Origin of the sequence: Pseudomonas sp. UBA5666 (assembly GCF_002420785.1) — a bacterium.
GTDB classification, from domain to species: Bacteria; Pseudomonadota; Gammaproteobacteria; order Pseudomonadales; family Pseudomonadaceae; genus Aquipseudomonas; species Aquipseudomonas fulva.
On sequence record NZ_DIIQ01000042.1, the window covers coordinates 120,034 to 146,984 of the forward strand.

Below are 26,951 nucleotides of genomic sequence, written 5' to 3' on the forward strand. Positions count from 1 at the left end.
CTTTTGTTTGCAGCTCCAGCCCAAGTTGTAACCTGGCGCTTGCTCAACAACCTTGAGGGTCCGGACGGTTAACGGTTGCGCGTTGTCTGCAGGGCAGGTGACCAACTGCGATGACCGCAGCGCATGCAGGCAATCACGTCATGCAGCTGATGCTGCACTGGCAGGCCACAGCTAACGCAGCAATACAGGCCTGGAGACGGTGGAGAGTCGTATTCTGGACGGTGCTCGGGCGGCAGCACGGACAGGCCCGGTCGAGTGTCTTTGGCCTCGTAAAAATACAGGCTCAGTTCGCCGTCCGTCTCCAGCAAACCCAATCGCACCTGGCCAAGGTGCTCAACCCCTTGTTGACGCAGTTCCATAAACAACTCGTTGGAGGAGATGTTCAGGTTGCGCAACGAGTGAATTTCATATTGGCCGTCCTTGACGACGGTGATCGGGAGCCCGTCAATCCAGGCTTCGCACATCTTGCTGCGACGCATCAGATAGATCGTGCCGCGATACAGGAGCAGTAGCGTGACGAACACCAGGGCCACTGGTAACAATGGCACATCTTCGTAGAAGGTCACATCGCCTGCAGCAGAACCCAGGGTCAGGATGACGACGAGTTCGAAGCGCGAGAGCTGCTTGATGCCACGCCTGCCGCTGAACTTCAGAAACAGAAACACGGCGAGAAAGGCCGCAACCACGCGCATCATCACTTCCATCAGAAACGTGACGGGCAAGTCACCCAGCAGCATCCTTTGCAGATCGAATGACTCCATCGAGCGCCCTCCGTCGCCACCTTGTGATCAATTGACCTGAGTTCATTAACTACGGTTCAGCCTGGCCTTCGCCATGGGCCAGGCAAGGAAGGGGGGATTTCAGGAAGGGGGCTTGTCGAGCGGGCAAAAGAAAGCCCGCTGCTAGTCGGGCTTAAGTCTTTCTCATGGGGATGAGTTGATAATCCACTCGGCAACGTGAAAATTCGGTGAAATAAAAGTCCCCATTGTGTGGAGTGCTCATTTATGCGGCACAGGCGATGAACGGTCAGATCCTCAGGTAATTTCAGGACAGCCGTGCCCGGGGCCATTCCAAACTTCGGACCAGCGCCCGCAAGCGCTGCTTGTCCTCCTCCAACGGTAATGCCTGTTCGGCCCGCTTGAGCAACAGGTCCACATGCGTGATGCAAGCTTGGCCAAACCGATCGGGCGCGATCTGCGCCAGGCTCGCCAAGGCCTTCACCAGGCGGATGTCCACTTCCAGCAAGCCAGCACCGTCCCGTGCAATCAGGGTGAAGAAGTCATCGAACATGTCGTCGACTGTCAAACCGCGCACATGCACGTTCTGCCACTGGCCGTCGGTCGTGGTATCGGCCGCTTGCCGTGCCCAGGTGGAAAAGCAGCGTACCCCACGGCCTATGACGTCGATGACCGTGCCAGAGTCGTTGGTCGCGGGAGACAATGCGCGTGAGGCGATCTCTGCCAGCACCGAGAGCCCGAAGCGCGGGTCCTGACCATAGGTACGCCGTGCACCGAGCGTTACTGCAGCCAGCACCTCATCTACAAGATCTGTGGTTTCGGCGGCCTGGCCTGCACGGACGGCGCGCGCCAGCACCGTACCGTGGTGCACGAAGCTGCCCGGCAGCACCTCCAGGTAAATCACGGCATTGTGCTTGTCGGCTGCGTGGGCGAGGGCACTGACATCGACGTGTTGTACATAGCCGATGTCCTCGCAGAGAACTAGGACAGCCTCGGGATCGACCTGCGTAGCAGTGGTGTAGGGCTGCGCACCCAGGTAAGGCCACTGCGCACGGCGCTTGAGCGCTGCAATGGCCGCATCTTCAACCCGGTCGATGGTTTCCCCAACGCGGCCAAGCTTGGACAAGTGGTCGATCCAGCGCAGCAGGGTGTACACGATCAGTACGATCATCACCAAGGTGACTGCAAACAGCACCACACGGCCCTGAGCGCCGTAAATGCCCGTACTCAGGGCAATGATGCCCACCAAGCTGAACAGGAAAGAGCCGATGAACGTCGCCAGGGCATTCTGAGTCGTGGCGTCCTCCATCACCAGGCTAGTCGCACGAGGCGTGACGCCGCTGCTGGCGGCGCTGTAGGCCGACACCATGGTGCTGAGCGAAAACGTGGTTACGGCCAGCATGCTGGAGGCGATGATGCCCAGGATCTTGTCGACCGAGTCGGCCCCGACTTTCGCCGGCAACGACGCTGGCACCATGTCGCGCAAGGCGATGGCCAGCAGCGCGGTGAGTACGCCGATCAGGGAAAACAGGCTGGCGCGAAACCACAGCCTTTTCGTCGTTTGCGCAAGTGCCCAACGCCAGCGAGCGATCATGGTGGTTATTCTTCCTCAACAGATAGGCCGTATGCAGGCTGGAGCGCTGCGGCATCGTCACGATTGAGTCCAAGCCCGTGCAGATAGTTTCGCGACCCTTGGTTGAGTTTTGCAATCGATACGGAACGACCGCAGCGCGTCGGCATCCTTATACAAGGCGCTGGATTTGTATAAGTGCGAGCGCTCGACATTTTCCATCAAGCCCGATGCAGGCCGTGCCTGCCGGATGGAGTATCTGCCATGAACCTAGAGCAACTGAAGCAACTGGCCACTGCCGGTACTGTCAATGAACTTGAATTGCTGTCGCTCGAAGGCGGCTTTTACGTCCTGCGTGCGTTGACGGCCGACGGGCCGCAGACGTTCAGCGATGCCCAAGGGCAGGCGGTGCGACTGCGGTCAATGACGGAGGTGCGCGAGCTGCTGGCCGATGTACCGCCTGTGCCGTGCATGCTGGTGCAGCATGTGGTGCATGACGAGATGTGCGGTCAGCGCGATGGCCCCCTGGCGCCGCTACGCGTGCCCGTGACGCTAGCAGAGCAGTGGTAGCATTTACCGATGCAAAGAGTAGACGAGAGCCGCCTGCACGCTTGGCAAGCCCTGTCGCAGTTCTTCCTGGACACCGAACTGACCGAGGCGAGCCTGGCGTGGGTGGCAAGTGTCATGACCCAGAGCCCCTATACACTCGATCAACTGCACAGCATCTTGTGGCATGAACTGTATCCGGCCTTGCAGTGGAATCTCAGGTCCATGGCCGGCGAGTGGGCAGGCTGGACGGACGAGTTCTTGATCGAACACGTCAGGGTGCGGTCGTTCGAGCCGGCAGTTCCGCGCAGCGGGGCGGTGGGTGATGAGATCGCCCGGTGCTGGGAACGGGCGCTGGCGAGACTCCGCGTTCAGGGGCTAGGCCGCCCCAAGTAACCGCAGCAGTTGCGCATGCTCCCAAGTGCTCATCAACGCCACCGGGTTGGTGCCGTAAGGGTGGTGAGTATCGAACTGGTAAGCACGGCCATCGGGGCTGGAGCAGCGGATGCAGTGATCCAGCGCACCCTCCTCATTGCAAAAGGTAAGCATCCACCCGTCCGCTTGCACAGTCATGGACCCACACGCCATTTCCGCCCAGCGTGGCTCGCTCACACGCTGTAAATCCCGAATCCCGAGGGCGATATCACGCAGTATCTGGTAGACCTCTCGAGGTGCAAGCGAAGGTGTCGCCACGCTGATTGTCCATTATCGATTGAGTTGAAAGTCAGTCGGCACAGGGTACCTGATCCAGCCGGTAGGCTTGGAGACTATGACACCTGCTATGTGCAGGACGCCTTTTTTTGATAGCCTCCTATCTTTTTGGAGGAATTGTATGACAGCCGATAGCCGAGCAAAACTGGTCGCTCGCTATGGTACCGAAGAGGTATCGCCGCTCAGCCAATGCAATGCCGTGATTGAGCAGTTGCTCGACCATCGCAGCGTCCGTGCATTTGCGGACCGACCGCTGCCTGAGGGGACGTTGGACGCCTTGATCGCCGCTGCTCAATCTGCGTCTACGTCCTCCAACCTTCAGGTCTGGAGCGTGGTGGCCGTTCAGGATCCCGGCCGCAAGCAGCGGTTGTCGGCTCTGGCAGGCAATCAGGCTTACATCCACCAAGCGCCGCTGTTTCTCGTCTGGCTTGCCGACTTGTCACGGGTGTCGCGCATTGGCGAGCAGCATGACGTGGCGCTCGAAGCACTGCCTTACCTGGAAAGCTTGTTGCTAGGCACCATCGATGCGGCCCTCGCAGCGCAGAATGCGGTCGTCGCCTTGGAGTCTCTGGGACTTGGGACCGTTTACATCGGCGGTATTCGTAACGACATCGAAGGGGTGGCCGCGGAGTTGGACTTGCCCGCGCATGCCTATCCCGCGTTTGGGTTGTGTGTCGGCTATCCCTCTGCCGACCGGCCCGCCAAGGTCAAGCCGCGGCTACCGCAGGAGGCCGTCCTGCATCATGAGACGTACTCGACCGCTCAGGAGCAGAGCTTGCTGGCCCGTTACGACGAGCGCCTGGGGGCGTTCTACCAACGTGAAGGCATGAAGGCGTCGGGGTGGTCGGAGCAGGTCGTCAGCCGGCTGCGAAGCGTTGCCAGCTTGCATGGGCGGGAAGCGTTGCTCGATGAGCTGAAGCGGATGGGGTTTGGGTTGCGGTGAGGCGGCATTCATTTGCCGATCACTACGCATCTTTGGTTAGGAAACCCTTATGAATAGCTATCTTCAAGAAGTCGTGGACTTGCACCAACTGATCGAAGCACGGTTTGCGCGAGGCGAGGGTTCGGTTGATACGATGATGCAGCGGTTCGAACCGGATTTCTCGATGGTTTCACCCGCAGGGCTGCAAATCGGGCTGCGGGATGTGGAGCAGCTATTTGAGCGCAACGCGGGCAGTCTGCCGGGGCTGAACATTGAGCTAAAGGACTTGGAAACCCTGCATCAATGGGCTGACGGGGCGTTGGTCAGCTATCGGGAGATACATAACGCCGAGGGTAAGGACCAGACGGTGCGGGTATCGACGGCACTGTTGGTGCTGGAGGCGGGGCGGGTTAAATGGCGTCATTTGCATGAGACCTGGGCGGTATGAGTGCTTGCGGTGGCTAGCCATATTTGCTTTTTGAAGGGGGCTAGGCGGCAGTAGGATGGTTGCTGCCGCTTGGTCTAACCCGCTGCGGCCTGTCAACCGAATGGGTTGGGTTTATCCAGATAACGGCTAACGCGCTTAGCAAGCAGGTATTCTGCCAGATCTTTCGCAGGAAAATAAGCGAGTAGCAGCAAGCCTCCACCGATCCCAATGCTAATCAGCCCGGCCCAAAATTCGCCTATAAGTAAAGGCGACAAGAAACAAAGCATAGCTGTGATCCACAAGCTGACGGCCACGATCGCTCCAACCCAGGCGATGACACCCTCAAAATGACCAACTGCGACTTTGTAATTGTCATCTGCAGGGTCCCATACTACAAACTTCGATAGGCTACGCAGCTGCGCGTGACTCCAGCGTCCAGTGCTGTCCAGTCTGAGCATGTACTGCATCAGCGAGCGGCTGGCGCTAATCCCAGAGGCCAATCGGAACATTTCAATATCGAGCGCTTCATCCAGATATCGAGTGAGCTCGTCATCACAGGCCGCAGACCTCGCGGTCTTGAGCCGAGCCATGCGCTTGCGAACAAAATGCTTGTCATGCCAATCCCAAACTTTGGTGAGCCGATTAACCCACTTGGCGCCTTGATAAAGTATCGGCGCAACTGCAATCAACCAAGAGGCGCCGCTGCTAAAAAAGGCGCGCAATTCTTCAAAGACTTCCATTTCTCTGCTTACCCCAAATGTGCGAGCACGGCATTGTGCCAGCGTTGGACCTTATTTTGTTCACGAATCGTCCTGTCGCCGGGACTCAGCGCGGCGCTGACTTACAAATCGCTCAGCTGTACACCGAGGTAAACGTGGCTCGGGGTCTAGAGTTACTGGAGAATGCGCTAGGGGCGTGGGTGATCTCAGGTGCTTGCCTCAGTTTGTCACTAACACTGATGGCGCTCAAAGACCGTGAGCGCTGGGGGCAGGGCGCGTGCCCCTGGTGACAGATTCCGACTGACCTTTCCCAAGGGCCAAGCATCGGATATTCAAGTAGCGTCATTTCGGTGCGCGGCCGTCGCTGTGATAATGCGCTCAATCATAAGGGCCTCCTCATGCTGACCATCTCCAATTCCGTACAACTGCCGGACGCTGAAATCGAACTGACCTACGTACGTGCCCAGGGCGCGGGTGGGCAGAACGTCAACAAGGTGTCGAGTGCTGTGCACTTGCGATTCGACATTCCCGCGTCTTCATTACCTGAATTCTACAAAGGGCGACTGCTGGCGTCGCGAGACAGCCGGATCACCAATGATGGTGTATTGATCATCAAGGCTCAGCAGTACCGAACTCAGGAGCAGAACCGAAATGACGCGTTGACGCGTCTGGCCGAATTGATCGTGAGTGCAGGCAAGGTCGAGAAAAAGCGTCGGCCTACCAAGCCCACGCTCGGCTCCAAAACGCGCCGCCTGGAGGGGAAGGCCAGGCGTAGCGGTATCAAAGCGGGCAGAGGGAAGGTGAAGGTTTAGTTTGGATAGCTCGCATAGCCGAGTTTCAGAGCCGGGTTAAAACGGAGTTTGCGCATGGCCAAGCGCCTGGGTGGTTGGATTTTCTGAAGGACGGATGATGGGCATGAGCAATGCTATCCCGTGTCCTAACTGCACCCGCTTCGATCATTTTGAGACGGTCAAGCACTCCGTGGTCATGCCGCAAGGCAAGCCGCACATGCAAAAAGCTTTGCAAGTAGCTAGTCCCCACTTATCCAAACTTTTCGTGCCTCGGCCGCTCATGAAGACAAGACCGCCGAGGAATCCAAACATCACCCTGAGCCCCCAAGGTGCTCGATGGCCGCGGTATTTGCGCAGCCTGAGTTCAAGCATGCCTGTGACCGACCAAGGGTGATCCGCGCTTATCTGCTAGATCTACAGCTTCGCTCGCATCTCTTCCTATTCGATGCACTCAGGGCGTTTTCACACAGCCTGGACCCATAGCGGACTTTCCAGCCCAGGAGATATCTCAACAGGCTCACCAAGTTCCCGGCACATTCCAGGCGATCAGGCCGTTCCAGCATCTCCCCCAAAGGTATTTACCTGACAGGCTCCATTGCAGTTGCGCAAGACCACTACACTTGGCGTCGTCGGTTTTCAGCGTCAGGGATTGCCCGCTTTGTAGGTTCCATAACACCACCGCATCTTCAGGGCCGCCAGTACCCATCGCCAGCAGTCGACCGTCAGGTGAGCCCACTGCGGTACCCAGCGAGCCCTGCCCCGGAAGTGTCAGCGAATAGCGGACTTTGCCACTGGCGACGTCCACAACATGCAAGCCAGGGTTGCGCCTTTGGCCCTCCATCAACACGAAGCCGACGGCAATCCAGCCGCCTTTGACCGATCCAAAGGGCTCTGGCGTCCACTGCGCCATGCCGCTGTCATCGCGCAAATCGACCTCGCCAAAGCGCCGAGGCAGCTTCACCACGCGCAGCACATGGCCCGTTTTACCATCGATTTCGGTGAGCCCGTAAAGGTCCTCAACCCATGCGGTGGGCATCAACCCATCCCAATGCACGGGTTTGATCTGGCTGTTGGTCCGTGATGGCCCCTTCATCATGTCCTGGCGTGGGGACGCGTAGCGCAGCGTATATGACCATTCGCTGCCATTGTCAGCGGGTTGTGCAGCCGGCTCCCACACCTCCAGCGTATCCCGAGTGCCGCGATAGTTATGGCGGAAATTCATCGGTACGCCACTTCCGTCATGCAAGTAGTCCATGTACTTGAAGCCCAGCCGGTCGGGCTTGTCGTAGGTGATGGGGTGTATGGCGAGCGTTGTGCTTTTCGCATCAAAACGAACTACCAGACCTTCCAATGCCAGGTACGCCGAAGTACCACTGACATCGCGGGTCAATTGCGATTTGCTGTAACTTCCCGCAGACGTCCAGACCTCGCGCGGCTCGCCACCTGTGGCTGGCGACCAGTACAGCAGCGCGCGTGGATAGTTGCGAAATAGTAAGACGCTGTCATCGGCCAGAACGGTGAATTTGTCCGTGCTGCGCACAGCCAATACCGCAGCTGCTTGGAGCATCTTCGCATGGCTGTCCGGAAGGGTAAGTTTGGGCTCGCTTACAAGAGGGGTTGGTGTTGCGGGAGCGCGCCACTGTTCCGGGTTGGGACCCAGTTGCAGGTTGGCCTTGGGCAGTGCGCTCAACCCGTCGCAGATCGGACTGAGCAGTTCTTGGGGCACGCTTTGCCGCTCCAGTCGCTTGGGGGCGGTAGGGCTGAAGATGTCGAGTTCGACAAGCTCTCGCAGACGGCCGAAGAAGTTGGCATTTGGGTTGGGATAGTCGTCGATGCGCGTCAGGTAGACTGCGCTGGTGGGCCGTCCAAAGACAGCATCGAGCTGCGTCACGTAGGCGACGACATTGCTCGTGCTGCGCCCCAGAGCTCCGTGAGTGCGTTGGATGTTGCCCCGCCAGTACCTGTATGGCGCGGTCAACGGCGCCATGCGCTCACTGCCGGACTGAAAGCGCACGGTCCGCTCCATGCGAGCAATATGGTCGGGAATCTCCGATTCAGCCAGCGCCCCTTCGAGAACGTCCCGCTGCAGCTTGGGGAGATCGACCTGGCGGACCAGGTCCTTTACCAGATCGCGGCGGCGCGACAAAAGCACCTCGCCCCACTCGTCACTGATCCGCGACAACGGTTGCTGGACGACCTCGTCGTTCACTGGGCCAAGTTGCCTCAAGGCAGAAGCGACTATCGGCATGACCTGGCTGTACGGCAGGTCCACGACGATTTCCACGCTTGCAAGCCTGCGCCCGTCCTTGGCCAGCTCCTGCGATTGCAGAGCTGACGGTAACCCGCGTTCGAGGTCGTCGGCTGCAGGTGGGCGGATCTGCCAGCCCTGTGGTAACGCAGCGGCATGGATCGAGCCACTGCAGCCGATTACTGCCATGCACAATGCGTGCTTCCAGAAATTTGCCGGTTTCATACAGATTGCCTCCCTGGCGATGTAGCGCTAAGGGCTCGTTCCGTGTTGAGACTGTCCAACCGAAGAAATGATCCGGTTAGAAGAATGGAATCAACGTCGAAACTGCCACACCGGCTTGAACCAACAGCATTACCGAGAGCCATTTTGGCTCCCGCCGGATAAACCAGTAAACCGCGTTCAATACCAGTGAAATCAGGTTGGTGAGCCCCAGGACGGCGAACGCAAGGATGCCCGAGATCTTGACGGGAGAAGTGGTTGGCGATTGCAGCACGTAGAGCGCAAGTAGCGGGCCCAGGATCAAGACCGTGATCGAGAGTGCAGCGAGCGCGCGGGTAAATCGTAAAGCGTCGTCGGGCATCATGCCGTGGGATTTCCTTTCAGAAAGAGCGCTGCTCCGAGGCAAGCTGCGTTAAAAAAGCATTCGATTCCGTTGCATGGGGCCGTATGTCCCTTTTCATTCATGTTGCCTGCCGTGTGTTTCGACCAGGCGCAGCGCACCGTCATGCAAAAGCACCGTGCGCCCAAGCCATTCACTGTCCACCTGCGGTAATACCGCTGAGGGTTTACGTAGTTCACGCAGCAAGGTAGAACCATGCGACAGACGCCCGCCCATGCGAGCGATCACCGCATTCGCGGCTTGGTATTGGGCATATCGGCCAGGGTCGAGACTGTCCTCGAGCAGAATGTCCTGCCCAAGGATCCCTTGTACCTGCCTAGGGTAGATCATGAACCCACTCGCCTGTTCGCTGGCTTGGCTACCGTCCTGCCAGAAGCTGCCCTCGCGGCTGAGCGCCTGCGGGTGGGGAGCGAACCAGTGCGCGCGCTGCGCTTCAGGCATGGCATGGTGCAGGCGAAAGAAAATTCGCATCAGGTTGTCCCGGTACCACTCGCGTATCTGCAAGTAGTAACCGCGCAGCCCGGGCAGGCCGAGCTGATGCGCCAAGGTGATTGCGATCGGCCAGGCCGGCTGCGGCTGTAGCGGGGGGTCGCGCATGGCTGGACGGGGGGTGCCGGGGTCGGTCTCCCAAGGCAGACGATGCGGGCTGTCATGCAGGTCGTCATAGGCGGTTGGTGGTCGGCCTAACAGCGCGCCACCACTGCTGGCCAGTGCAGTGGCGATACAGAGATTGCCTTGCACAACGAATACATAGAAGCGGCTGAACCAGTTGGCGAGTTGATGGCCATCGGCCCCTTCTGCTTTCAACTGTGCCAGTTCCTGATCAAAGCGTTGCAGGCCGGGAGCTAATGCTTCCAGGTAGGCACGAGCGCGATGCTGCATGCGCCACAGGCGCGGCAGTGACTGCATCAGACGCAGTGGGCGCCACGGCAGGAAAGGGGTCGCGCCACCCACTTCACCTGCATAGCTGGTGGCCGAAATACCCCAATCGGACAGGCGCGCGAGGAGCAAGTCGTTATTGATGTATGAGGCGCCGCCAAACACTGCGGTGAAAGGTTCATTGCCCTGCAGAACGCGGCTGTCCCAGCGTGCCATGATCGTCGGGATGCTTGTGGCAGCGCGGCGCTGGGCATACTCGACGAAACGGCTGGGCTTTGGTGGCAGGATCTCGGCGATATTGGCCGAGGTCAAATGCCGGCGCCAGCCATGTTCGCTGATCGGTCGGTATTGCAGCAGCCAAAGCCGTTGGCCGTCCCACGCCCATTCGATGTCGCCAGGGACGTAGTGGAATACTTTGAGCACACCCTGCAGGAAGTCCCATAGGGCAATCGCAGTCAGGCCATGGCATTCGTCAAACTGCCCGCTTTGCCAGGCAGGGCCAAGGCGCGAAAGTGTGGCTTGATGTGGCGTCGCCTGCCCGTCGGCCAGCATTTCCAAGTGCCCTTCGAGCCACTCCAGTTCCACGGCCAGATGGCGAACGAAGGCGATACCGGATATCACGGGGGTGATGAAGCGCTGTACCACCACTTCTTCAACCCCTGACGCGCGAAGCTGGGTGACACGCGCTGCGACCTCTTGGCCTGGAACACGCAAGTAGGTAGTGCTCAGGCCTGCATTGGCGGCGTCGGCCTGGTCTTCGGCCAAGCTGGATGAGCGCACGGCCCACAAGCCTTCGGAGGCTGAACAAAGGAGCATGGCAAGGCGCGGGTCGGCGCTGTCTTCCAGGCTCAATGCTTCAGGCACTGGCTGCCCGGCAAGTTCGGCCAAGCGCAGGCGGCCACCCTTGGAATGGGCGATGAAGCCCTGAGACTCGCACTCCAGCCAGCTTGCGAAAGCGCCTGGTGAGTCGATCCAAGGGTAATGGCCCCAGCCTGGTTGCAGGTTGATGCGCAGGTCGGCGCGGGCAAGTATCGCCGACCACGCCGCTGCCTGAGTAACACCCAGCATTTGCTCCTGGTCACCCCAGACCAGTTCGACTGGGTCTGTTATCCATTCGAGCAGCGGCAATGCCGTGTCGGCGCGCAACTGGTCCCATAAGGGGACGAAGGCTCGACAACGGCGGTAGCCTTCGCCCATGCGGCGGTACTGCGCCGGCGTCCAGGGCTGCCTGGAGAATTTGCGGGCAAACCAGTGGGGCTTATGGCTAAGTAACCAGTGGATGGTTTTGCGCAGTGGCAGGGGCGCCATCAGGGCCGGCAGGCGGCGTTGCCAAAGGAAGGCGCCTACGGGTGCCAACAGCACGCTGCGGCTGAAGTGGCCCGGGCTGCGCTGCAGTGTATGCAGCACGATCAGGGCACTCACCCCGACGGCCATGATTGCATGGCCGCGCTCGGTCAGGCACAACAGTGCTTGCGCATATTCATCCAGGCCAGTGCAGGGCGGTGCCGGGTTGGCGCCGAAGCCGGGCAACTCGAGGGCTTGCACCCGGTAATGCTGGAAGTGGGGGATGGCATCCTCCCACCAGCTAGCGTTGCTGCTGCCTTCTGCGGTGCTCCAGGTCATCTTCGCGGTATTGGCTGGGCGTAATCACTTTGTTTGATCATCTGAGATTTGTGCCGGAACCGCACCTGCATGCCGGGACGGCTGCTCGATGTCACTTTGACTTAGAGTACCGCAGAGCTTCGACGAGCAACTGGAACGCTGGGGTGTTTTGTCGGCGGCTTGGGTAGTACAGGTAGTAGCCAGGGAAGGCAGGACACCAATCGTCCAACACCCTGACCAAACGTCCCGCTTCGACTTGGTGGATGACTTGCGAGTCCAGCAGGCAGGCCAGCCCGAATCCCGCCACGGCGGCCTCCAGGATCATCTCTGGCCGATTAAACGCTACCTGACCCGACACCCGAACCTGTGTCGGTTGGCCGTCCTTTTCAAAGTGCCAGGCAGGTTTACCGTTCAAGCTGGGGAAACGGCGGTTGATACACAGGTGGTTGACGAGCTGATCCGGGTGAGTAGGCACGGGGTGTTTGGCCAGATAGGAAGGCGAGCCGACGATGACGCAGCGCTCCATCGGCCCGATCGGAACAGCGATCATGTCCTTGTCCAAGTTTTCGCCCAGCCGGATACCTGCGTCGAAGCGCTCGGCGACGATGTCCACGAAGCCATTGTCGACGGTGATCTCTACCTCAATGTCTGGGTATTTGGGCAGCCATCGATTGAGGGCAGGCCATAAGATGGTCTCAGCTACATGATCCGCTGTGGTAATCCGGATAGAGCCGGCAGGCTTATCCCGCACGTCAGTCAAGCTCTCAAGCTGGGCAGTAATGTCAGCTAGGGCAGGCTTCAGTGTTTCCAGTAATCGCTCGCCAGCAGCGGTTGGTGAAACGCTGCGCGTGGTTCTTGTGAGAAGTCGCACCCCCAGACGTGCTTCTAACCGACGAATTTTATGGCTCAGCGCCGATTGGGAAGTGCCCAGGCGGCCAGCCGCGCGAGTAAAGCTACGCTCCTCTGCCACGGCCACAAAAGCCATGAGGCTACCCATTTCATCTTGAAATATTTAGTTACCAATGTCATAAACGGTGTGCCCGTTTCATGAGCGGATCATATCTTGTCGCGATTTCCGGGCCATAGTCATTTTATTTATGACGCAACGTCATAGCCCTATTCGATTTTTTCGCCCTAATTATCCGTGGCTTCTCAGTGAATAATTGAGTTTTACAGCTTCGCGCTGGACGCTCTAATGACTGAAGGACGCCTCATGAAAAGCAGATTCAACTCACCTGTCGCCTGGCTAACCTCGGGCCTTTTTTCGGCGCTAAGCGGGAGCTCCTGGGCTGATCAGGGGAAGAGTGGGTCTGATGCCTTCGACATTCTCACTGACAAGCCAACGGAGTTTTTCGTGGACGCCACATCCACGAATGTACCGATCGCCCCGAGCCTGCATGCAACCGACTCGGTTTTCATCGATGTGGACAAGGATGGCGACCTTGATGTTGTCGTCTCAGTAGAGCACGGTGTAAATCGCCTTTATCTAAACGATGGCCAGGGTCGCTTGGTAGAGCGGCCAAGTGCTTTTGGCAAGGGCATCCACGACAGCGAGCACGTTCGCGCGGCGGATTTGAATGCCGATGGCAACATGGACGTCGTCTTCGTGGCCGAGGCGGATGAGATTCATCAACTATTTCTGGGCGATGGAAAGGGTGGCTTTACTGATGCCAGTGAGCGTTTGCCTCAAACAAGCCAAGGTAATGCGTTAGCTCTCGGCGACGTGAATGGGGACAAGCTACCTGACATCGTGATTGGCAGCACAGGTGAAACAGGCTATGCCCCAGATGCGAAGATCATCCCTGCACGCAATTTGCTATTTCTAAATGACCCCAAACGGCCAGGCTACTTTATCAATGCCACGCGGACTCATCTCCCTGAGACCAACGATCAGACCGAGGGTGTAGCGCTTGCAGACATGGATGGCGACGGCGATTTGGACATGGTTTTGGTCAGTCCAGCGTTCCCAAATCGGCTGCTAATCAATGACGGCAGTGGCCACTTCAAAGACGCCTCATCGCAACTCGACCTGCGTCTCCCGATGGAGAGTCGAGAGGTTCAAGTCGTCGACGTGAACCGGGACGGGCATCTCGACATTGTTTTCTTCAACATCACCAGCAATAACTTCGGCTGGGACAAGGATCCCCAAACTCGCATCCTGGTGAATGACGGCAAAGGTCATTTTCGTGATGAGACTGCCGGGCGTCTGCCTGCGCACAAGTTCTCAAGTTGGGGTGGAACCGTGGTGGATTTCAATCACGACGGAAATCCCGATCTGCTCGTCGGCGCCATTGATGTGCCCGGCTTCGTGCCTCTCCAAGTTCGCGCGTGGCAAAACGACGGAAAGGGACAGTTCCGCGACGTCACAGCCGATGTGATGCCTGGTTCCACCGTTGGCCGCAGTTGGAGCATGGGGCGTGGCGACCTGGACGGCGACGGTCGAGAAGATGTGTTCATCGGCGGCTGGGGTACGCAGGCCCGCCTTCTGCTCAGCGATACAAATGCCTATGAGGCGACGCGCCCCGCTGTGACTCCTTTGAACTCTCCGAAGACCGAGACCCAGTAGCCACCCATGGGTTTGAGACGCCGCTCGTAATAGCGTCGGCCTCGTCTGCGAGTAAGTCAAAGCGCAGTCGACAAACAAAAATCCACGCATCGTGTCCCTGAGGGTTCAGCACCCTGGGGACGTTGCCTCGCGTCTCGGGGCTTCTGAGGCTAGCTGCCAGACACGAATGATTTTCAGCGATTGAGACTGAGGTTGATATGTCCCGTGCACGTGTGAAGATGGTTTTTCGAGGAGGATTCGTAGCCTCGCTAATTGTATTAGCCGGGTGCAGCCAGCCTGCGGCAGCTGCTTCGCCGAAGGTGTTCGAAGTCGGCGTTATCACCGTCAAAACCAGCTCCGTACCAGTCTTCAGCAATCTTCCAGGGCGTACCAATGCCTATCTGGTATCCCAAGTCAGAGCGCGAGTGGACGGCATTGTGCTCAGCCGAGAGTTCACGGAGGGGGCAAACGTAAAAGCAGGTCAACGGCTATACAAGATTGATCCTGCCCCCTACATCGCGGCCTTGAACAGCGCGAAAGCCACCTTGGCGCGGGCTCAAGCCAGCCTGGTCGCAGAAAATGCACAAGTGCAGCGTTATAAAGTGTTGGTTGAGGGCAATGCGATCAGTCGGCAAAACTATGACAACGCTCTCGCAGCGCAGGGCCAAGCTGTAGCGGATGTCGCAGCGGGTAAGGCCATGGTTGAGCGTGCAGAGATCAACCTGAGTTACACAGATGTCGTATCACCCATCAGCGGGCGTATAGGCCTTTCAGAGGTCACACCAGGTGCCTATGTGCAGGCTACCGGTGCGACGCTAATGACCACCGTGCAGCAGCTTGACCCCATGTATGTCGATCTCACGCAGTCAAGCGCCGACGGCTTAAAGCTTCGTACCGACATTCAGGAAGGCCGGCTTCAAACCCAGGGCAACGATGCTGCCAAGGTCACACTGACGCTTGAGAATGGCCGCCAGTACAAACAGGTAGGCAAGCTTCAATTTTCCGATGTCAGTTTCAATCAAGGCACTGGCTCCGTGACAGTAAGGGCCGTTTTCCCGAATCCTAACGGGACGCTATTACCTGGCATGTTCGTGCGGGCACGTTTTGAGGAGGGGACGAACAATGGCGCAATGCTGATCCCCCAAGTAGGCGTAACCCACGATCAGTCAGGCCGACCTATCGCTTTGATCGTTGGCTCAGATGACAAAGTCTCCCAAGCCGTTCTGACAACCTCAGGCACGCGCGGCACTGACTGGATTGTTACCAGTGGCTTGAAACCTGGCGATCGAGTGATCGTGCAGGGAACCGACAAAACTCGACCTGGTGCAAAGGTCAAAACCGTTCCCGCCCAGCTCAATAGCACAACCGCTGACGGTACAACACCAGGCGCCGACACACGTACTAGCCCTAGCGCATAGCCCTCACTCCTTAACCAGCGAGCCCGTGCCATATGGCTAGCTTTTTTATTGATCGACCTATTTTTGCCTGGGTCTTGGCAATTATCTTGATGCTAGCCGGCATCGCCGCCATTTTGAATTCGCCGGTTTCTCAATTCCCAACCATTGCACCACCCACAATACAAATTCAGTCCCGTTACCCGGGTGCATCAGCCAGCACCGTGGAGAACACGGTAACCCAGGTAATTGAGCAGCAGATGCGTGGCCTGGATCACCTGATGTACATGTCATCGACTAGCGATGATTTCGGTCAGGCGGCGATCACGCTGACATTTGCTCCGGGCACGAACCCCGATATTGCCCAGGTTCAAGTGCAAAACAAGCTTCAGCTTCCCACCCCCCAGCTCCCACAAACGGTGCAGCAGACTGGCATTGAGGTCACCAAGTCCAACAGCAGCACGCTATTGGCTGTGGGCTTCATCTCAGCCGATGGCTCGATGAATCGAGACGAGCTCGCCAACTATGTCGCCTCCAATATTCAAGATCCGGTAAGCCGTCTGGACGGGGTTGGGCAGGTTCAACTCTACGGCCGCCAGTTCGCCATGAGGATCTGGCTCAATCCGCTCAGGCTCAACAACTACAAGTTGAATCCCACAGATGTGACCAATGCGATCGCAGCTCAGAATGTGCAGATCGCAGGCGGTTCGCTGGGAGGGACACCGCCTGCTCCAGGCCAGATGCTGCAGGCCACCATCACCGAAGCCACCCTTCTGCGTACGCCAACGGAATTCGGCAATATCCTTCTGAAAGTTGAGCCTGACGGATCGCAGGTGAGGGTCAAGGATGTCGCCCGAGTCGAGCTTGGCGGTGAAGACTATAACTACCTCACGCTTTACAACGGGAAACCTGCAGCTGCCATTGGTGTGCAACTTGCTACCGGTGCGAATGCTTTGGAGGTCGCTGAGCGAGTGCGAGCTCGCGTGAAAGAGCTTGCACCGTTCGCACCTCCAGGCGTGGTCATTGAATACCCACAAGACACGACGCCTTTCGTGACAGAAGCGATTACGGGGGTCTTCCACACGTTGCTGGAAGGTATCGTCCTGGTATTTCTGATCATGTACCTGTTCCTGCAAAATTTCAGAGCGACGCTTATTCCGACCATCGCTGTACCAGTGGTGCTGTTGGGCACATTTGCCGCGATGATGGCTGTAGGGTTCTCCATCAACACCTTGTCGATGTTCGGCTTGGTGCTCGCTATCGGGCTATTGGTTGACGACGCGATCGTCGTGGTTGAGAACGTGGAGCGGGTCATGGTCGAGGAAGGTCTTGGCCCGAAGGAGGCGACTCGCAAGGCGATGGGCCAGATCACCGGAGCTCTGATTGGCGTCGCAGTAGTTCTGGGGGCCGTGTTTGTCCCGGTGGCTTTTGCCAGTGGTTCGGTCGGCGCCATCTACCGTCAGTTTTCGCTCACCATCGTGGTGGCGATGGTGCTGTCGGTGCTGACAGCCCTGATCCTCACACCGGCACTCTGCGCAACCATGCTGAAGCCCGTTGGACGTGACCATCAAAAAAAGACAGGTTTCTTCGGCTGGTTCAACCGCATTTTTGATCGCGGTCAGGCTCATTATCACGTCGGTGTACAGCGCGTTATTCGATCTTCGTCCCGATACATTTTGCTCTATGTACTGCTTACTGGCGCTGCTGTCTTCATGTTCCTGCGTGTACCCACAGGCTTCCTGCCGGACGAAGACCAGGGCCGGATATTCGTCGTGGTCACAACGCCACCGGGGGCAACCCAAGAACGGACAAGCCGAGCACTCAGTGACGTAAGCGCATATCTGCGTGAGGATGAAAAAGACATCGTCACGTCTACCTGGGAAATCAACGGCTACAGCTTTCCAGGACGCGCGCAGACTTCTGGGGTGATCTTTGTTCAGATGAAGGCATTCGAGGACAGGCTCGGCGATGCACCTAGAGCCCAGGATCTGGTGAACCGACTGAACGCACACTTTGCGGATTACAAAGATGCCAACATCACTGCGGGTAATCCTCCAGCTATTCCAGGGCTTGGAAATGTGTCTGGTTTTGACCTGGAACTGATGGACAGCGGTGGTGTAGGTCATGACGCGCTCATGAGAGCAAGGGACAGCGTGATGGAGCGGGGCAATGCCTCGCCAGTGGTTCAAAACGTTCGCCCCAACGGCCTGAACGATGGCCCGAAATTCAAAGTGAACATTGATCGCGAGAAAGCCAGCGCTCTAGGTCTCACCGCTGCCGGGATAGACCAAGCGTTCTCTGTTGCTTGGGGTTCGGCCTATGTGAACAAATTTCTCGACCTCGACAACCGAATCAAGAGTGTCTATGTCCAGGCTGATGCCCAATGGCGGATGACACCTGAAAATCTGAACGATTGGTACCTCCGTAATGATGCCGGTGAGATGGTGCCGTTCAGCACGTTTGGTACCGGTGAGTGGATCTACGGGTCGCCTCAGCTCGAACGTTACCAAGGTGTGCCGGCGGTTCAGATCAATGGTAATGCTGCAGATGGCTATTCCACCGGTCAGGCGATGGATGCCATGGAGGAAGTGTTGAAAGACCTTCCGGAGGGAATCAGCTACGCGTGGACAGGCATCTCGGTGCAGGAGCGGCAGTCGGCATCTCAAGCCCCCATCATGTATGCCATCTCCATCGTTTTCGTCTTCCTCTGCTTGGCAGCGCTTTACGAAAGTTGGTCGATTCCTGTTTCAGTCATCCTGGTAGTCCCGCTGGGTATTCTTGGCGCCTTGGCAGCGGCTTAGTTGCGGGGCCTGGAAAATGACGTGTTCTTCCAGGTTGCATTGCTGACAACCGTAGGTTTGTCTGCAAAAAACGCCATCCTGATCGTGGAATTCGCAAGAGACCTCCAGGCTCAGGGCCGAAGCGCGGTGGAGGCAGCGATCGAGGCCGCTCGTCTTCGTCTTCGCCCAATCCTGATGACCTCGCTGGCCTTCATTCTGGGTGTTTTGCCACTGGTATTTAGCAGTGGAGCAGGCTCCACCAGCCAGAACGCCATTGGCACCGGCGTGATCGGCGGTATGTTGGCGTCTACCTTCCTTGCGATATTCATGACCCCGCTGTTCTTCGTTCTGGTGAGCAGACTCTTTGTTGCAAAACAAAATGCCCACGCCTCTGGAGTCCCGCAACGCTCAGAGCCACAGACATAGGGGAGGCGGTGACATGTTTAGGGCAAGAGCCTTTGGCCGATTATCAGTTCGATAATAGACGGATCGCCCCAAGAGCAGCTGTGCCTTTGATAGAAACAGCCGGTGGAGTGACAAGTCTTGATGATCTGTTAAGGGATGTTCGCCTTTGCAGTCTGCCTCATTTTTCGCTGAAGGCTAAGGCTCGACGCGCGTCACGCAATGTATGCCTAGTCAGACTCACAAGAATCCATACCGATTCAGTTGCTGGAGGTGATAGGTGAATTCAACGAAGCATCAAAATTTACTCAACAGTTAATTTGAAACTCTTGATGCCTGCCAATTATCAGTTAAAGGAGTATCCCTAACGGAGCTGTGGTATGAAATCTATTGAGCCAAAGATTGAGGTCTTGACATCGGGTCTAGGCTTCATAGAGGGCCCTCTAATAGAGCATGATGTTATATATCTCTGCGATATCCAGGCAGGCTTGATAAAAAAGGTAGTAGGCGGTAAGGCGTCGATTTTAGCAAATGTCGGCGGTGGCCCTAACGGTCTTGCTTTCGGGCCTCAGGGGTATCTTTACGTCGCAAATAATGGCGGTTCAATGCGATGGAAAGATAGAGATTGGCTTATACTTTCTCATGGTTTTGAATGCCAGGGCTACGATTCCAGGATTGAGCGAATCGACTTGTCAACACTCAAGGTAAAGCGAGTGGTTGACCAGGTAAATGGCCATAGATTTGAGGCTATCGACGATCTGCTTTTTGATCCTCGTGGCGGCATTTGGTTTACCGACCTTGGAAGGGATGGCCACCGCAGCCGAACTTACGGTGGCGTTTATTGGTTTGATGAGTTTACTCAAGAATGTAGGGAAGTCGCTTACCCATTGCCGATGGGAGCGAACGGCATAGGCCTCTCGCCTGACAATACTAGATTGTATGCCACAGAGTATGGTGCAGGACGCCTCTGGAGCTGGGGTACGCCTGGAGCAGGTGAGCTAGACCTTACTGGCAATTCTTCTCATGGTGGCAAGCTGCTTTGGCAAGCCCCAGATGCTCAGTTGCTCGATAGCCTGGCAGTTGCTCCGAACGGGAATATTTTCATTGCCAGCCAGCCTCACGGCGTATTTTCGGTCATCTCCCCTGCAGGCGAACATCTGGTTGATTTACGAATGCCAGAACACTTCCCGACTAACCTTTGTTTCGATCCTAAAAAGCCTAACGTTGCTTACGCCACACTATCCAGCACCGGAACTCTCGCCAAGATCCAATGGGACGAATCCGCTTTCTAATTACCTTGCATCGCCTCGGAGGCATTTATGATTGAGTTAATTGACCACAAAGGTACACCTGCCACACACCATCATGTTCAGGTCAATGGTATAGAGCTTCACTTCGTCACCGCCGGGCAAGGTGAGCCTTTATTGCTCTTGCATGGAACCCCTAAAACCCATATTTACTGGCAAAAATTGCTCCCCATCTTGAGCCCTTATTTCACGATCATTGCCCCTGACTTACGTGGTGCCGGTCTCAGCGGTCATCCCTACGCTGAAAAAGGCTACCTATCATCAACCGTTGCGGAAGACCTTGTCCAACTGCTCGATTCGCTTGAGATCGAGCAGGCATACGTGCATGGTGAAGACCGAGGCGCAGAATACGGTTTCGTACTAGCTGCGAGTCATCCTGAACGGGTGAAGGCTTTAAGCTTCGCTGAAATGATGCTTTCTGGTTTCGGGCTGGAGGAACGTTCCTTTTTGACCGAGAAGAATGTCAAAGAGGCTGGCGATCACAGCGGAGTATGGGAATGGCATGTACCTTTCTTCTTTACGCCTGATGTTCCCGAAATGCTACTGGCTGGAAAAGCCCATGAGTTTTGGACGTATTGGCTCAATAAGCAGAGCTATGATCCAACGGCCTACCCCGAGGAATTGAAAGACGAGTGGATTACTTTGCTTTCAACCCCTCATGGCCTTCGGGGCACACTCGATACCTACAAGGCCACTCTGGAGAACGCCAGGATAAACAAGTCTTTGCACGGCAAACTCTCTGGCATGCCTGTGATGACTATTGGAGCGTCCCATTTTTTTGGCGATTTGGTTCGACAAAGCATATCCAGTACTGGCATCGAGCCCAGCCATAGCGTGATCTTTGAGCGGTGCGGTCACGGCCTTGCGCTTGAGCAGCCTTTAGAGCTTGCGAAGGAACTGAAGCAATTCTTTAACGTGATATAGGCGATAACCGCAATGTCGTAGTCGGGCTACGGACGACGTTGCGGTCTTAACTCGCCGTTCAGGTGGGAAGCTCTGCTCTAAACAGGTCTATCAATTCTCGGAGACCTGGTGGCATCTGGCGGCGTCCAGGGTAGTAGAGGTAAAAAGCAGGCTCCATGGGACACCAGTCGGGTAGCACAATCTGCAATTCCCCGCGCGCCAGATGAGAGCGTACGCGTTCTTCAAGGCAGTAGGTAATGCCTCGGTCAGCCATCGCCATTTCAATTCCGAAAGTGGTCTCATTGACACATAGCTGTCCAGGAACATCAATAGCTTGATGGTCACCATCCTTTTCAAAATCCCAGCGATAGATAACCCCATTTCCCGTGCGAATCTGGATGCAGTTGTGGTTCTTCAGATCCTCAGGAATGACGATACGAGGGTTGGCATTCAGATATCGTGGAGAGGCAACCGCAACCCACCGCAGATCCTCGCTAAGCCTGACAGCTATGTAGTCTTCCGGGATCGTGTTGCCAAAGCGGACACCCGCATCAAAGCCTGCTGAAACAATGTCGACCATCTTGTCATCGACCGCGACCTCTACTGATACCTCCGGATATGCCTCCAGAAAAGGCGGAAGAAATTTCGTGAATAGCAAACGCGCGCCATCACTTAACACGTTAAGACGAAGTCTGCCGGAGGGCCGATCCCGATGGCGGTCAAGCGCAGCTAAAGCCCCACTAATCTCGCTAAAGCCAACGGCCAATCGTTTGGCGAGCGCTGCACCCGCATCCGTCGCAGACACGGTTCTGCTCGTACGATTTAAAAGCCTAACCCCGAGTCTATTCTCCAGATTTCGTATGGAATGGCTTAGCGCTGAGGTGGTGATCCCTAGCTCAACCGCTGCGTGAGTGAAGCTGCGAATCCTTTCCACGGCAAGAAAGGAGTTCAGATCCGCGAGATCTGCACGAGATAGCCGAGTTGTAGGCAATACAGGCATGGAGCACCAATGGTTGAGCAGAATTCAATGGCCGATGCAATCCCGCTAATCAATTGCGGCATTCATCTCCGGTAGTATTAATTCCATTCAACGATTGCTGCGTCAACCCATACCTAGGTATTTTTATCGTGTTTCACATCTATTTGACCCTCGCCTACTTGTACGTCCTATGGCGGTTCGTAATCCCACTCCCTCTATCCCGCACCTGGCGGACACTGCTGGCGCTGACACTCCTCGTCATATCTAAGTATCACCTCATCCTAATCATGGTCTATGGGACTATGTTTTCCCCCGAGGTGCCCCGCGTCTATGTGCTGATCGCTGGATGGCTATTTAGCGCATTTGTGATGATGCTGACGCTCGCGCTGGTGGTTGATCTGGTGTGTAGCGTCGTAGCAATCGGGCGCAACGTTTCGCTGAGGAGTTTGTTCGGTGGCCGATTGCGCACTGGAATCGCAGCTGTCGCGTTGCTGTTGTCAGCGGTGGGCGTATATCTGGCAGTGCAAGTACCTGGCGTCCAGCGTGTTGAGGTTAAGGTTGAGAATCTGCCGCAGTCGTTTGATGGATTGCGGATAGTCCAGTTGACTGACCTGCACATCAGCAGACTGTTCCCAGAGGATTGGGTCGAAGGCGTTGTGTCCCGTACCAACCGTCTCAATCCCGATGCGATCATGATCACCGGCGATCTCATTGACGGCACTGTCCAAGCTCGAATGAAAGACGTTGCGCCTTTGAGCAAATTGAAGGCTCCGCTGGGGGTCATTGCTGTTCCTGGAAACCACGAATATTACTTCGATGCAGATCAATGGATAGCGGAGTTCCGGCGGCTCGGCATGCGGGTATTGGTCAATGAACATCTCGCTCTTCAGCGAGGTACTGGCAACCTCATAGTTGCCGGCGTGACTGACGAGGTGGCGCCCACGTTTGGCTTACCCGGCCCAGATTTGGAGCATGCGCTCAGCGGATCATCGAAGGACACCCCCACGATTCTATTGAAGCATCGGCCATCTGGAGCGGCTGAGTCTGCAGCCGCCGGCGTTAGCGTTCAGCTCTCCGGGCATACCCATGGCGGGATGATCAGAGGACTTGATCAAGTGGCCCAATATGCGAATCAGGGCTTCGTATCTGGCAGGTACGACGTAGACGGCATGACTCTTTACGTCAGCAATGGTACAGCGCTGTGGAACGGCTTCCCAATCCGATTGGGCGTTCCCGCAGAGATTACTGAGATCGTCCTGCGCGCTGATCGCCACACTCCCCAAGCATCCAACTAGGAGATTTTCCATGAACCATCCAGCTATCCGTAAAGATGCCGTTGCCGTGATTACTGGCGCTGGCGTGGGCATTGGTTTTGCCATTGCTCACAGAGCTGCAAATGAGGGCATGCAAGTCGTTCTGTTTGACCGTGACGAGGCGGCGTTGAATACGGCGAGTAAAACACTCCTCAACGAGTTTCCTGGGCTCAAACTTCTTGCGATCAAAGGCGACGTGACATCGGAAGCAGATCTGCACAGCTTGTACGAACGCTCTTGTGAGCTAGGGGAAGTTTCTCTTCTCGTAAACAATGCGGCGGTGATCCAGGGCGCAGGCCCTTGGGCCGGACTTAGCAAATGGCGAAAGCTTATGGACATCAATTTCTGGAGCGTATTGACACTCCAGTCAATGTTCTTGGAAACGATGTTTTCCCAAAGTGGTGCTGCTGCGGTAGTGAATCTGGGCTCCAAGGAAGGGATCACCACCCGACCAGGAAACGCGGCGTATTCGGTCTCCAAGGCCGCTATCAAGGTTTTGACGGAACAACTGGCTCATGAGCTACGCGAAAAGGTCGGTGACCGGATTTCCGCCCACCTGCTGATTCCTGGTTACACATTCACACCCATGAATTTTCCCGGCATGACAGGTTCGACAGAGAAGCCTGCCAGCCCATGGACTGCAGATCAGGTAGCTGATCGGATGGTCGAGGGTATGTCCGCAGGTGATTTCTACATCTTCTGTGAAGACAACGAGTCAACTTGGGAACTTGATCAGCGCCGTATGCAGTGGGCTGTCGATGACATGATCCAGAACCGACCTGCGCTTTCGCGCTGGCACAAAGACTTTTCAGACAAGTTTGCCGCTCACGTCGCGGACGTCACGAAGTAATCGACAAAGTCGGTCGCGCTCTGTCGCGCGACCTGCAAAGGCGCCGACCGGAGCACCGTACATTTATCTGAGATAGAGGTGCTCACTGCGCCGCTTACAACGGACAGCATTATCAAATGACTAATCACACTTCTACTGATTCACGCTCCGCTTCAACGGCGTCTGACCATGTTGATGCACCTCATGGGATCTGGGCGGCAATTTTGGTGCTGGCGCTCGGGGGCCTGTTCATCGGTACCGGTGAGTTTGCGTCGATGAGCTTGTTGCCTGGCTTAGCTTCAAGTACCGACGTATCAATCCCTGTTGCTGGTGGCTACATAACGGCTTATGCCCTTGGGGTAGTGATAGGCGCGCCGCTTATTGCCATCTTGGCGGCTCGCTGGCCTCGCAAATTGCTTTTGATTGCTTTATTAGCTTTGTTTGTTATTGGTTATGGCGCCAGCGCTGTCGCCTGGAACCATTTCACGCTGCTGATCGCACGCTTTTTTGGTGGGCTGCCACACGGCGCTTACTATGGCGTGGCCTGTCTGGTCGCAGCCAAGCTTGTCGCTGAGAACCGGAAGGCGCAAGCCGCAGGTTATGTCATGGCGGGACTTGCAGCCGCTAACGTTGTTGGTGTCCCTGCTGCTACCTGGGTTGGGCAACTGTTCGGCTGGCGTGGTGCCTTCGCAATGCTTGCAGCGGGAGGAATTCTGGCAATTGCGTTGTTCTGGTTCTTCATTCCGAACGTGCCGCGTGATGAATCTGCCAGTCCGAAATCCGAGATGGGCGGTCTTAGAAAACCACAGCTGTGGCTCACTCTTGCTACGGCGTCTATCGGCTTTGGCGGCATGTTTTCCGTCTACAGCTATATCACTCCGACGCTGACCGAGGTAACGGGTTTCACCTCAGGCCAAGTGCCGATGGTACTCGCGGTGTGGGGGATCGGAATGATTGTGGGCAACCTGGTCGGCGGGTGGTTGGTTGACCGCGCGCTGGTGCCTGCAATTTTTTACATCATGATCTGGAATGTGGTGTTCCTCAGCTTCTTTTCCCTGTTCACGGAATCGCCGATTGGCACCTTGGCTGTGCTGTTTCTTGTGGGATGTGGATTTGCATTGGTGCCGGCCCTTCAGGTCAGGCTCATGAACGTCGCGGGCGAAGCTCAGACCTTGGCGGCTGCGCTCAACCATAGCGCGTTCAATATCTCCAATGCTGTAGGGGCTACGCTTGGCGGTATGTCTATCGCAGGTGGCTTTGGATGGTCTTCCACTGGATGGGTAGGTGCGGCTTTGGCCGTGCTTGGAATTATCTTCTTTGGCATCTCCATCAAAATCGAAGGTCGTTCCACAGCGGTGGCGGCGAGGGCCTAATCCGACCTTGGAGTCGACCCTGCTAAAAGACCACACGTTTTTTCGTTCAAATTATGGAGTAAAGCTCATGCGTAACTCTCAATCGACTGTGCAGCTTTCGGATGGCCGAGCTATTCCTCAGATTGGCCTGGGCGTCTGGCAAGCCAGCGATGCAGAGGCAAGATCAGCGGTCAAGACTGCGCTGGAGGAGGGGTATCGCCACGTTGATACTGCCTCGATCTATGCTAACGAAGAGGGCGTTGGTGAGGGCATCCGTGCTTCGGGCGTGTCGCGGGATGAGGTTTTTCTGACCACCAAAGTGTGGAACGACGCTCATGGCTTTGACGCGGCTACTCAGGCACTCGACGCCAGCCTTTCACGCTTGAAAGTCGAGTACGTCGATCTGCTTCTGATCCACTGGCCGGTGCCTAGCCAAGACAATTTTGTAGAAACCTGGCACGCCTTGATTCAGGCTCAGCGAATGGGCAAGGCCAAGTCGATCGGTGTCTCTAACTTCAACGCAGACCACCTGCGGAAATTGATCGTTGAGACTGGCGTGGCGCCTGTGCTTAACCAGATCGAGCTCCATCCTTTCATGCAACAGCAGGAGCTGCGCCGTATACACCAAGAGATGCAGATCTGCACGCAGGCCTGGAGCCCACTAGGCCAAGGCAGCGCGCTTACGGATCCGGTCGTACTGGACATAGCTCGCAAATACGACCGAACGGCTGCCCAGGTCATCATCCGGTGGCATCTTGAGCTCGGGAATATCGCTATCCCGAAATCCATCACACCAGCGCGGATCAAAGAGAATTTGCATGTGTTCGATTTCTCTCTGGATGCCTGGGACATAGCTGCCATTGCCACTATGAATAGCGGTAATCGACTAGGCCCAGATCCCAGTACGTTTGGCTGAATTCGTAATGGACGGGCAGGGGGATCCCTGGCCCCTGCCTCGTCTATCTGGATCAGGAAAAACCTGTCACAGCATGTGGAACATATAGTTCTTCTAGGCGCTGTATGTCCTCAACGCTGAGCGCCAGACCAAGTGCGGCAGTCGCATCATCGAGGTGGTGGGCTTTGGAGGCTCCTACAATGGGGGCTGACACCGCTCTCTTACTTAGTACCCAAGCCAGGGCAACCTGAGCCATAGGCACTCCTTTCTCTTTGGCTATCTCCTCCACCCTGTCAATGACGCGCCCATCTTCAGCTTCAGTCGCTTGGTAAAACGACTGCCCAGAGATATCTGTTTGTGTGCGCGTCGTCTGCTGGCCGTTAGGACGTGTCAGCCTTCCGCGCGCCATTGGACTCCATGGCATGAGGCCAACACCTTGATCCATGCACAGAGGGATTGTAGTGGTCAACTCATCCCG

Annotated in this window: 23 protein-coding genes and 1 pseudogene; 14 read left to right on the top strand and 10 right to left on the bottom strand. The window is 56.5% G+C overall.

The window, feature by feature from the left end:
- Positions 1-68: 68 nt before the first annotated feature.
- Both B2Y33_RS18480 and B2Y33_RS18485 read right to left on the bottom strand, forming a co-directional pair.
- Positions 69-761, bottom strand: a complete 693-nt coding sequence (locus tag B2Y33_RS18480; RefSeq protein ID WP_027914969.1) for a DUF421 domain-containing protein — start codon at positions 759-761, stop codon at positions 69-71.
- A gap of 283 nt (positions 762-1,044) precedes the next feature.
- Positions 1,045-2,331 (bottom strand): DUF2254 domain-containing protein, encoded by a 1,287-nt coding sequence (locus B2Y33_RS18485; RefSeq protein WP_201871070.1) that lies wholly within the window; start codon positions 2,329-2,331, stop codon positions 1,045-1,047.
- A 240-nt stretch (positions 2,332-2,571) separates the two neighbouring features.
- Here B2Y33_RS18485 and B2Y33_RS18490 point away from each other — a divergent pair, with 240 nt between their 5' ends.
- Both B2Y33_RS18490 and B2Y33_RS18495 read left to right on the top strand, forming a co-directional pair.
- Positions 2,572-2,877 (top strand): DUF6482 family protein, encoded by a 306-nt coding sequence (locus B2Y33_RS18490; protein WP_027914971.1) that lies wholly within the window; start codon positions 2,572-2,574, stop codon positions 2,875-2,877.
- A gap of 9 nt (positions 2,878-2,886) precedes the next feature.
- Positions 2,887-3,249 carry a DUF7079 family protein gene (locus B2Y33_RS18495; protein WP_027914972.1) on the top strand — a complete coding sequence of 121 codons (363 nt, stop codon included), beginning with the start codon at positions 2,887-2,889 and terminating at the stop codon, positions 3,247-3,249.
- On the opposite strand, the gene B2Y33_RS23340 is transcribed toward B2Y33_RS18495, so the two are convergent.
- Entirely contained in the window at positions 3,232-3,546 is a 315-nt protein-coding gene (locus tag B2Y33_RS23340) for a DUF7693 family protein (protein ID WP_033695051.1), read from the bottom strand. The genes B2Y33_RS18495 and B2Y33_RS23340 overlap by 18 nt on opposite strands.
- Before the next feature lie 139 nt (positions 3,547-3,685).
- Here B2Y33_RS23340 and B2Y33_RS18505 point away from each other — a divergent pair, with 139 nt between their 5' ends.
- Together B2Y33_RS18505 and B2Y33_RS18510 are read left to right on the top strand one after the other, a co-directional pair.
- On the top strand, positions 3,686-4,507 hold the full coding sequence (locus B2Y33_RS18505; protein WP_027914974.1) for an NADPH-dependent oxidoreductase: 822 nt from the start codon (positions 3,686-3,688) through the stop codon (positions 4,505-4,507).
- Between the two features lie 49 nt (positions 4,508-4,556).
- Positions 4,557-4,934, top strand: coding sequence for a nuclear transport factor 2 family protein (locus B2Y33_RS18510; RefSeq protein ID WP_027914975.1), 378 nt, complete (start codon positions 4,557-4,559; stop codon positions 4,932-4,934).
- 92 nt (positions 4,935-5,026) lie between these two features.
- Here B2Y33_RS18510 and B2Y33_RS18515 read toward each other — a convergent pair whose 3' ends face one another.
- Positions 5,027-5,653, bottom strand: a complete 627-nt coding sequence (locus B2Y33_RS18515) for a hypothetical protein (protein ID WP_027914976.1) — start codon at positions 5,651-5,653, stop codon at positions 5,027-5,029.
- A gap of 377 nt (positions 5,654-6,030) precedes the next feature.
- Here B2Y33_RS18515 and arfB point away from each other — a divergent pair, with 377 nt between their 5' ends.
- Positions 6,031-6,444, top strand: a complete 414-nt coding sequence (gene arfB / locus B2Y33_RS18520; RefSeq protein ID WP_027914978.1) for an alternative ribosome rescue aminoacyl-tRNA hydrolase ArfB — start codon at positions 6,031-6,033, stop codon at positions 6,442-6,444.
- Positions 6,445-6,940: 496 nt separating this feature from the next.
- Here the strand turns inward: arfB and B2Y33_RS18525 are convergent, their stop codons facing one another.
- The 4 genes from B2Y33_RS18525 to B2Y33_RS18540 all read right to left on the bottom strand — a co-directional run bounded on the left by B2Y33_RS18525 (position 6,941) and on the right by B2Y33_RS18540 (position 12,786).
- Positions 6,941-8,896: a WD40 repeat domain-containing protein gene (locus tag B2Y33_RS18525; protein WP_144435219.1), complete on the bottom strand. Its 1,956-nt coding sequence runs from the start codon at positions 8,894-8,896 to the stop codon at positions 6,941-6,943.
- Positions 8,897-8,972: 76 nt separating this feature from the next.
- Positions 8,973-9,257 (bottom strand): hypothetical protein, encoded by a 285-nt coding sequence (locus B2Y33_RS18530; protein ID WP_059183984.1) that lies wholly within the window; start codon positions 9,255-9,257, stop codon positions 8,973-8,975.
- Positions 9,258-9,350: 93 nt separating this feature from the next.
- Positions 9,351-11,795 (bottom strand): PEP-utilizing enzyme, encoded by a 2,445-nt coding sequence (locus B2Y33_RS18535; RefSeq protein ID WP_059183985.1) that lies wholly within the window; start codon positions 11,793-11,795, stop codon positions 9,351-9,353.
- Positions 11,796-11,886: 91 nt separating this feature from the next.
- Positions 11,887-12,786, bottom strand: coding sequence for a LysR family transcriptional regulator (locus B2Y33_RS18540; RefSeq protein ID WP_206405535.1), 900 nt, complete (start codon positions 12,784-12,786; stop codon positions 11,887-11,889).
- Positions 12,787-12,987: 201 nt separating this feature from the next.
- Between B2Y33_RS18540 and B2Y33_RS18545 the strand changes: the two genes are divergently transcribed.
- The 5 genes and pseudogenes from B2Y33_RS18545 (at position 12,988) to B2Y33_RS18565 (ending at position 21,126) form a co-directional block, all read left to right on the top strand.
- Positions 12,988-14,340, top strand: a complete 1,353-nt coding sequence (locus B2Y33_RS18545; RefSeq protein ID WP_231977298.1) for an FG-GAP repeat domain-containing protein — start codon at positions 12,988-12,990, stop codon at positions 14,338-14,340.
- Positions 14,341-14,537: 197 nt separating this feature from the next.
- Positions 14,538-15,737 (top strand): efflux RND transporter periplasmic adaptor subunit, encoded by a 1,200-nt coding sequence (locus tag B2Y33_RS18550; protein WP_059183988.1) that lies wholly within the window; start codon positions 14,538-14,540, stop codon positions 15,735-15,737.
- Positions 15,738-15,769: 32 nt separating this feature from the next.
- Positions 15,770-18,919 (top strand): annotated as a pseudogene (locus B2Y33_RS18555) (efflux RND transporter permease subunit).
- A 356-nt stretch (positions 18,920-19,275) separates the two neighbouring features.
- Positions 19,276-20,187, top strand: coding sequence for an SMP-30/gluconolactonase/LRE family protein (locus B2Y33_RS18560; protein ID WP_059183989.1), 912 nt, complete (start codon positions 19,276-19,278; stop codon positions 20,185-20,187).
- A gap of 27 nt (positions 20,188-20,214) precedes the next feature.
- Positions 20,215-21,126 (top strand): alpha/beta hydrolase, encoded by a 912-nt coding sequence (locus B2Y33_RS18565; protein ID WP_059183990.1) that lies wholly within the window; start codon positions 20,215-20,217, stop codon positions 21,124-21,126.
- A gap of 58 nt (positions 21,127-21,184) precedes the next feature.
- On the opposite strand, the gene B2Y33_RS18570 is transcribed toward B2Y33_RS18565, so the two are convergent.
- Positions 21,185-22,105, bottom strand: a complete 921-nt coding sequence (locus B2Y33_RS18570) for a LysR family transcriptional regulator (RefSeq protein ID WP_059183991.1) — start codon at positions 22,103-22,105, stop codon at positions 21,185-21,187.
- Positions 22,106-22,233: 128 nt separating this feature from the next.
- Between B2Y33_RS18570 and B2Y33_RS18575 the strand changes: the two genes are divergently transcribed.
- From B2Y33_RS18575 to B2Y33_RS18590, 4 genes are all read left to right on the top strand, one after another.
- A complete protein-coding gene (locus tag B2Y33_RS18575; RefSeq protein WP_059183992.1) occupies positions 22,234-23,379 on the top strand; it encodes a metallophosphoesterase in 1,146 nt (381 codons plus the stop codon).
- Positions 23,380-23,389: 10 nt separating this feature from the next.
- Entirely contained in the window at positions 23,390-24,247 is an 858-nt protein-coding gene (locus B2Y33_RS18580; protein WP_059183993.1) for an SDR family NAD(P)-dependent oxidoreductase, read from the top strand.
- Between the two features lie 116 nt (positions 24,248-24,363).
- Positions 24,364-25,599 (top strand): MFS transporter, encoded by a 1,236-nt coding sequence (locus B2Y33_RS18585; RefSeq protein ID WP_059183994.1) that lies wholly within the window; start codon positions 24,364-24,366, stop codon positions 25,597-25,599.
- Between the two features lie 67 nt (positions 25,600-25,666).
- Positions 25,667-26,494, top strand: a complete 828-nt coding sequence (locus B2Y33_RS18590) for an aldo/keto reductase (protein WP_059183995.1) — start codon at positions 25,667-25,669, stop codon at positions 26,492-26,494.
- Positions 26,495-26,546: 52 nt separating this feature from the next.
- Here the strand turns inward: B2Y33_RS18590 and B2Y33_RS18595 are convergent.
- Positions 26,547-26,951: aldo/keto reductase (locus B2Y33_RS18595; RefSeq protein ID WP_288633254.1), on the bottom strand; the 405-nt coding region annotated here is incomplete at its 5' end.

Coding starts and splice junctions, on each gene's coding strand:
- B2Y33_RS18550 (WP_059183988.1), top strand. CDS start 14,538: ATGTCCCGTGCACGTGTGAAGATGGTTTTTCGAGGAGGATTCGTAGCC.
- B2Y33_RS18490 (WP_027914971.1), top strand. CDS start 2,572: ATGAACCTAGAGCAACTGAAGCAACTGGCCACTGCCGGTACTGTCAAT.
- B2Y33_RS18590 (WP_059183995.1), top strand. CDS start 25,667: ATGCGTAACTCTCAATCGACTGTGCAGCTTTCGGATGGCCGAGCTATT.
- B2Y33_RS18525 (WP_144435219.1), bottom strand. CDS start 8,896: ATGAAACCGGCAAATTTCTGGAAGCACGCATTGTGCATGGCAGTAATC.
- B2Y33_RS18515 (WP_027914976.1), bottom strand. CDS start 5,653: ATGGAAGTCTTTGAAGAATTGCGCGCCTTTTTTAGCAGCGGCGCCTCT.
- B2Y33_RS18560 (WP_059183989.1), top strand. CDS start 19,276: ATGAAATCTATTGAGCCAAAGATTGAGGTCTTGACATCGGGTCTAGGC.
- B2Y33_RS18505 (WP_027914974.1), top strand. CDS start 3,686: ATGACAGCCGATAGCCGAGCAAAACTGGTCGCTCGCTATGGTACCGAA.
- B2Y33_RS18535 (WP_059183985.1), bottom strand. CDS start 11,795: ATGACCTGGAGCACCGCAGAAGGCAGCAGCAACGCTAGCTGGTGGGAG.
- arfB (WP_027914978.1), top strand. CDS start 6,031: ATGCTGACCATCTCCAATTCCGTACAACTGCCGGACGCTGAAATCGAA.
- B2Y33_RS18545 (WP_231977298.1), top strand. CDS start 12,988: ATGAAAAGCAGATTCAACTCACCTGTCGCCTGGCTAACCTCGGGCCTT.
- B2Y33_RS18485 (WP_201871070.1), bottom strand. CDS start 2,331: ATGATCGCTCGCTGGCGTTGGGCACTTGCGCAAACGACGAAAAGGCTG.
- B2Y33_RS18565 (WP_059183990.1), top strand. CDS start 20,215: ATGATTGAGTTAATTGACCACAAAGGTACACCTGCCACACACCATCAT.
- B2Y33_RS18580 (WP_059183993.1), top strand. CDS start 23,390: ATGAACCATCCAGCTATCCGTAAAGATGCCGTTGCCGTGATTACTGGC.
- B2Y33_RS18570 (WP_059183991.1), bottom strand. CDS start 22,105: ATGCCTGTATTGCCTACAACTCGGCTATCTCGTGCAGATCTCGCGGAT.
- B2Y33_RS18495 (WP_027914972.1), top strand. CDS start 2,887: ATGCAAAGAGTAGACGAGAGCCGCCTGCACGCTTGGCAAGCCCTGTCG.
- B2Y33_RS18530 (WP_059183984.1), bottom strand. CDS start 9,257: ATGATGCCCGACGACGCTTTACGATTTACCCGCGCGCTCGCTGCACTC.
- B2Y33_RS18480 (WP_027914969.1), bottom strand. CDS start 761: ATGGAGTCATTCGATCTGCAAAGGATGCTGCTGGGTGACTTGCCCGTC.
- B2Y33_RS18510 (WP_027914975.1), top strand. CDS start 4,557: ATGAATAGCTATCTTCAAGAAGTCGTGGACTTGCACCAACTGATCGAA.
- B2Y33_RS18585 (WP_059183994.1), top strand. CDS start 24,364: ATGACTAATCACACTTCTACTGATTCACGCTCCGCTTCAACGGCGTCT.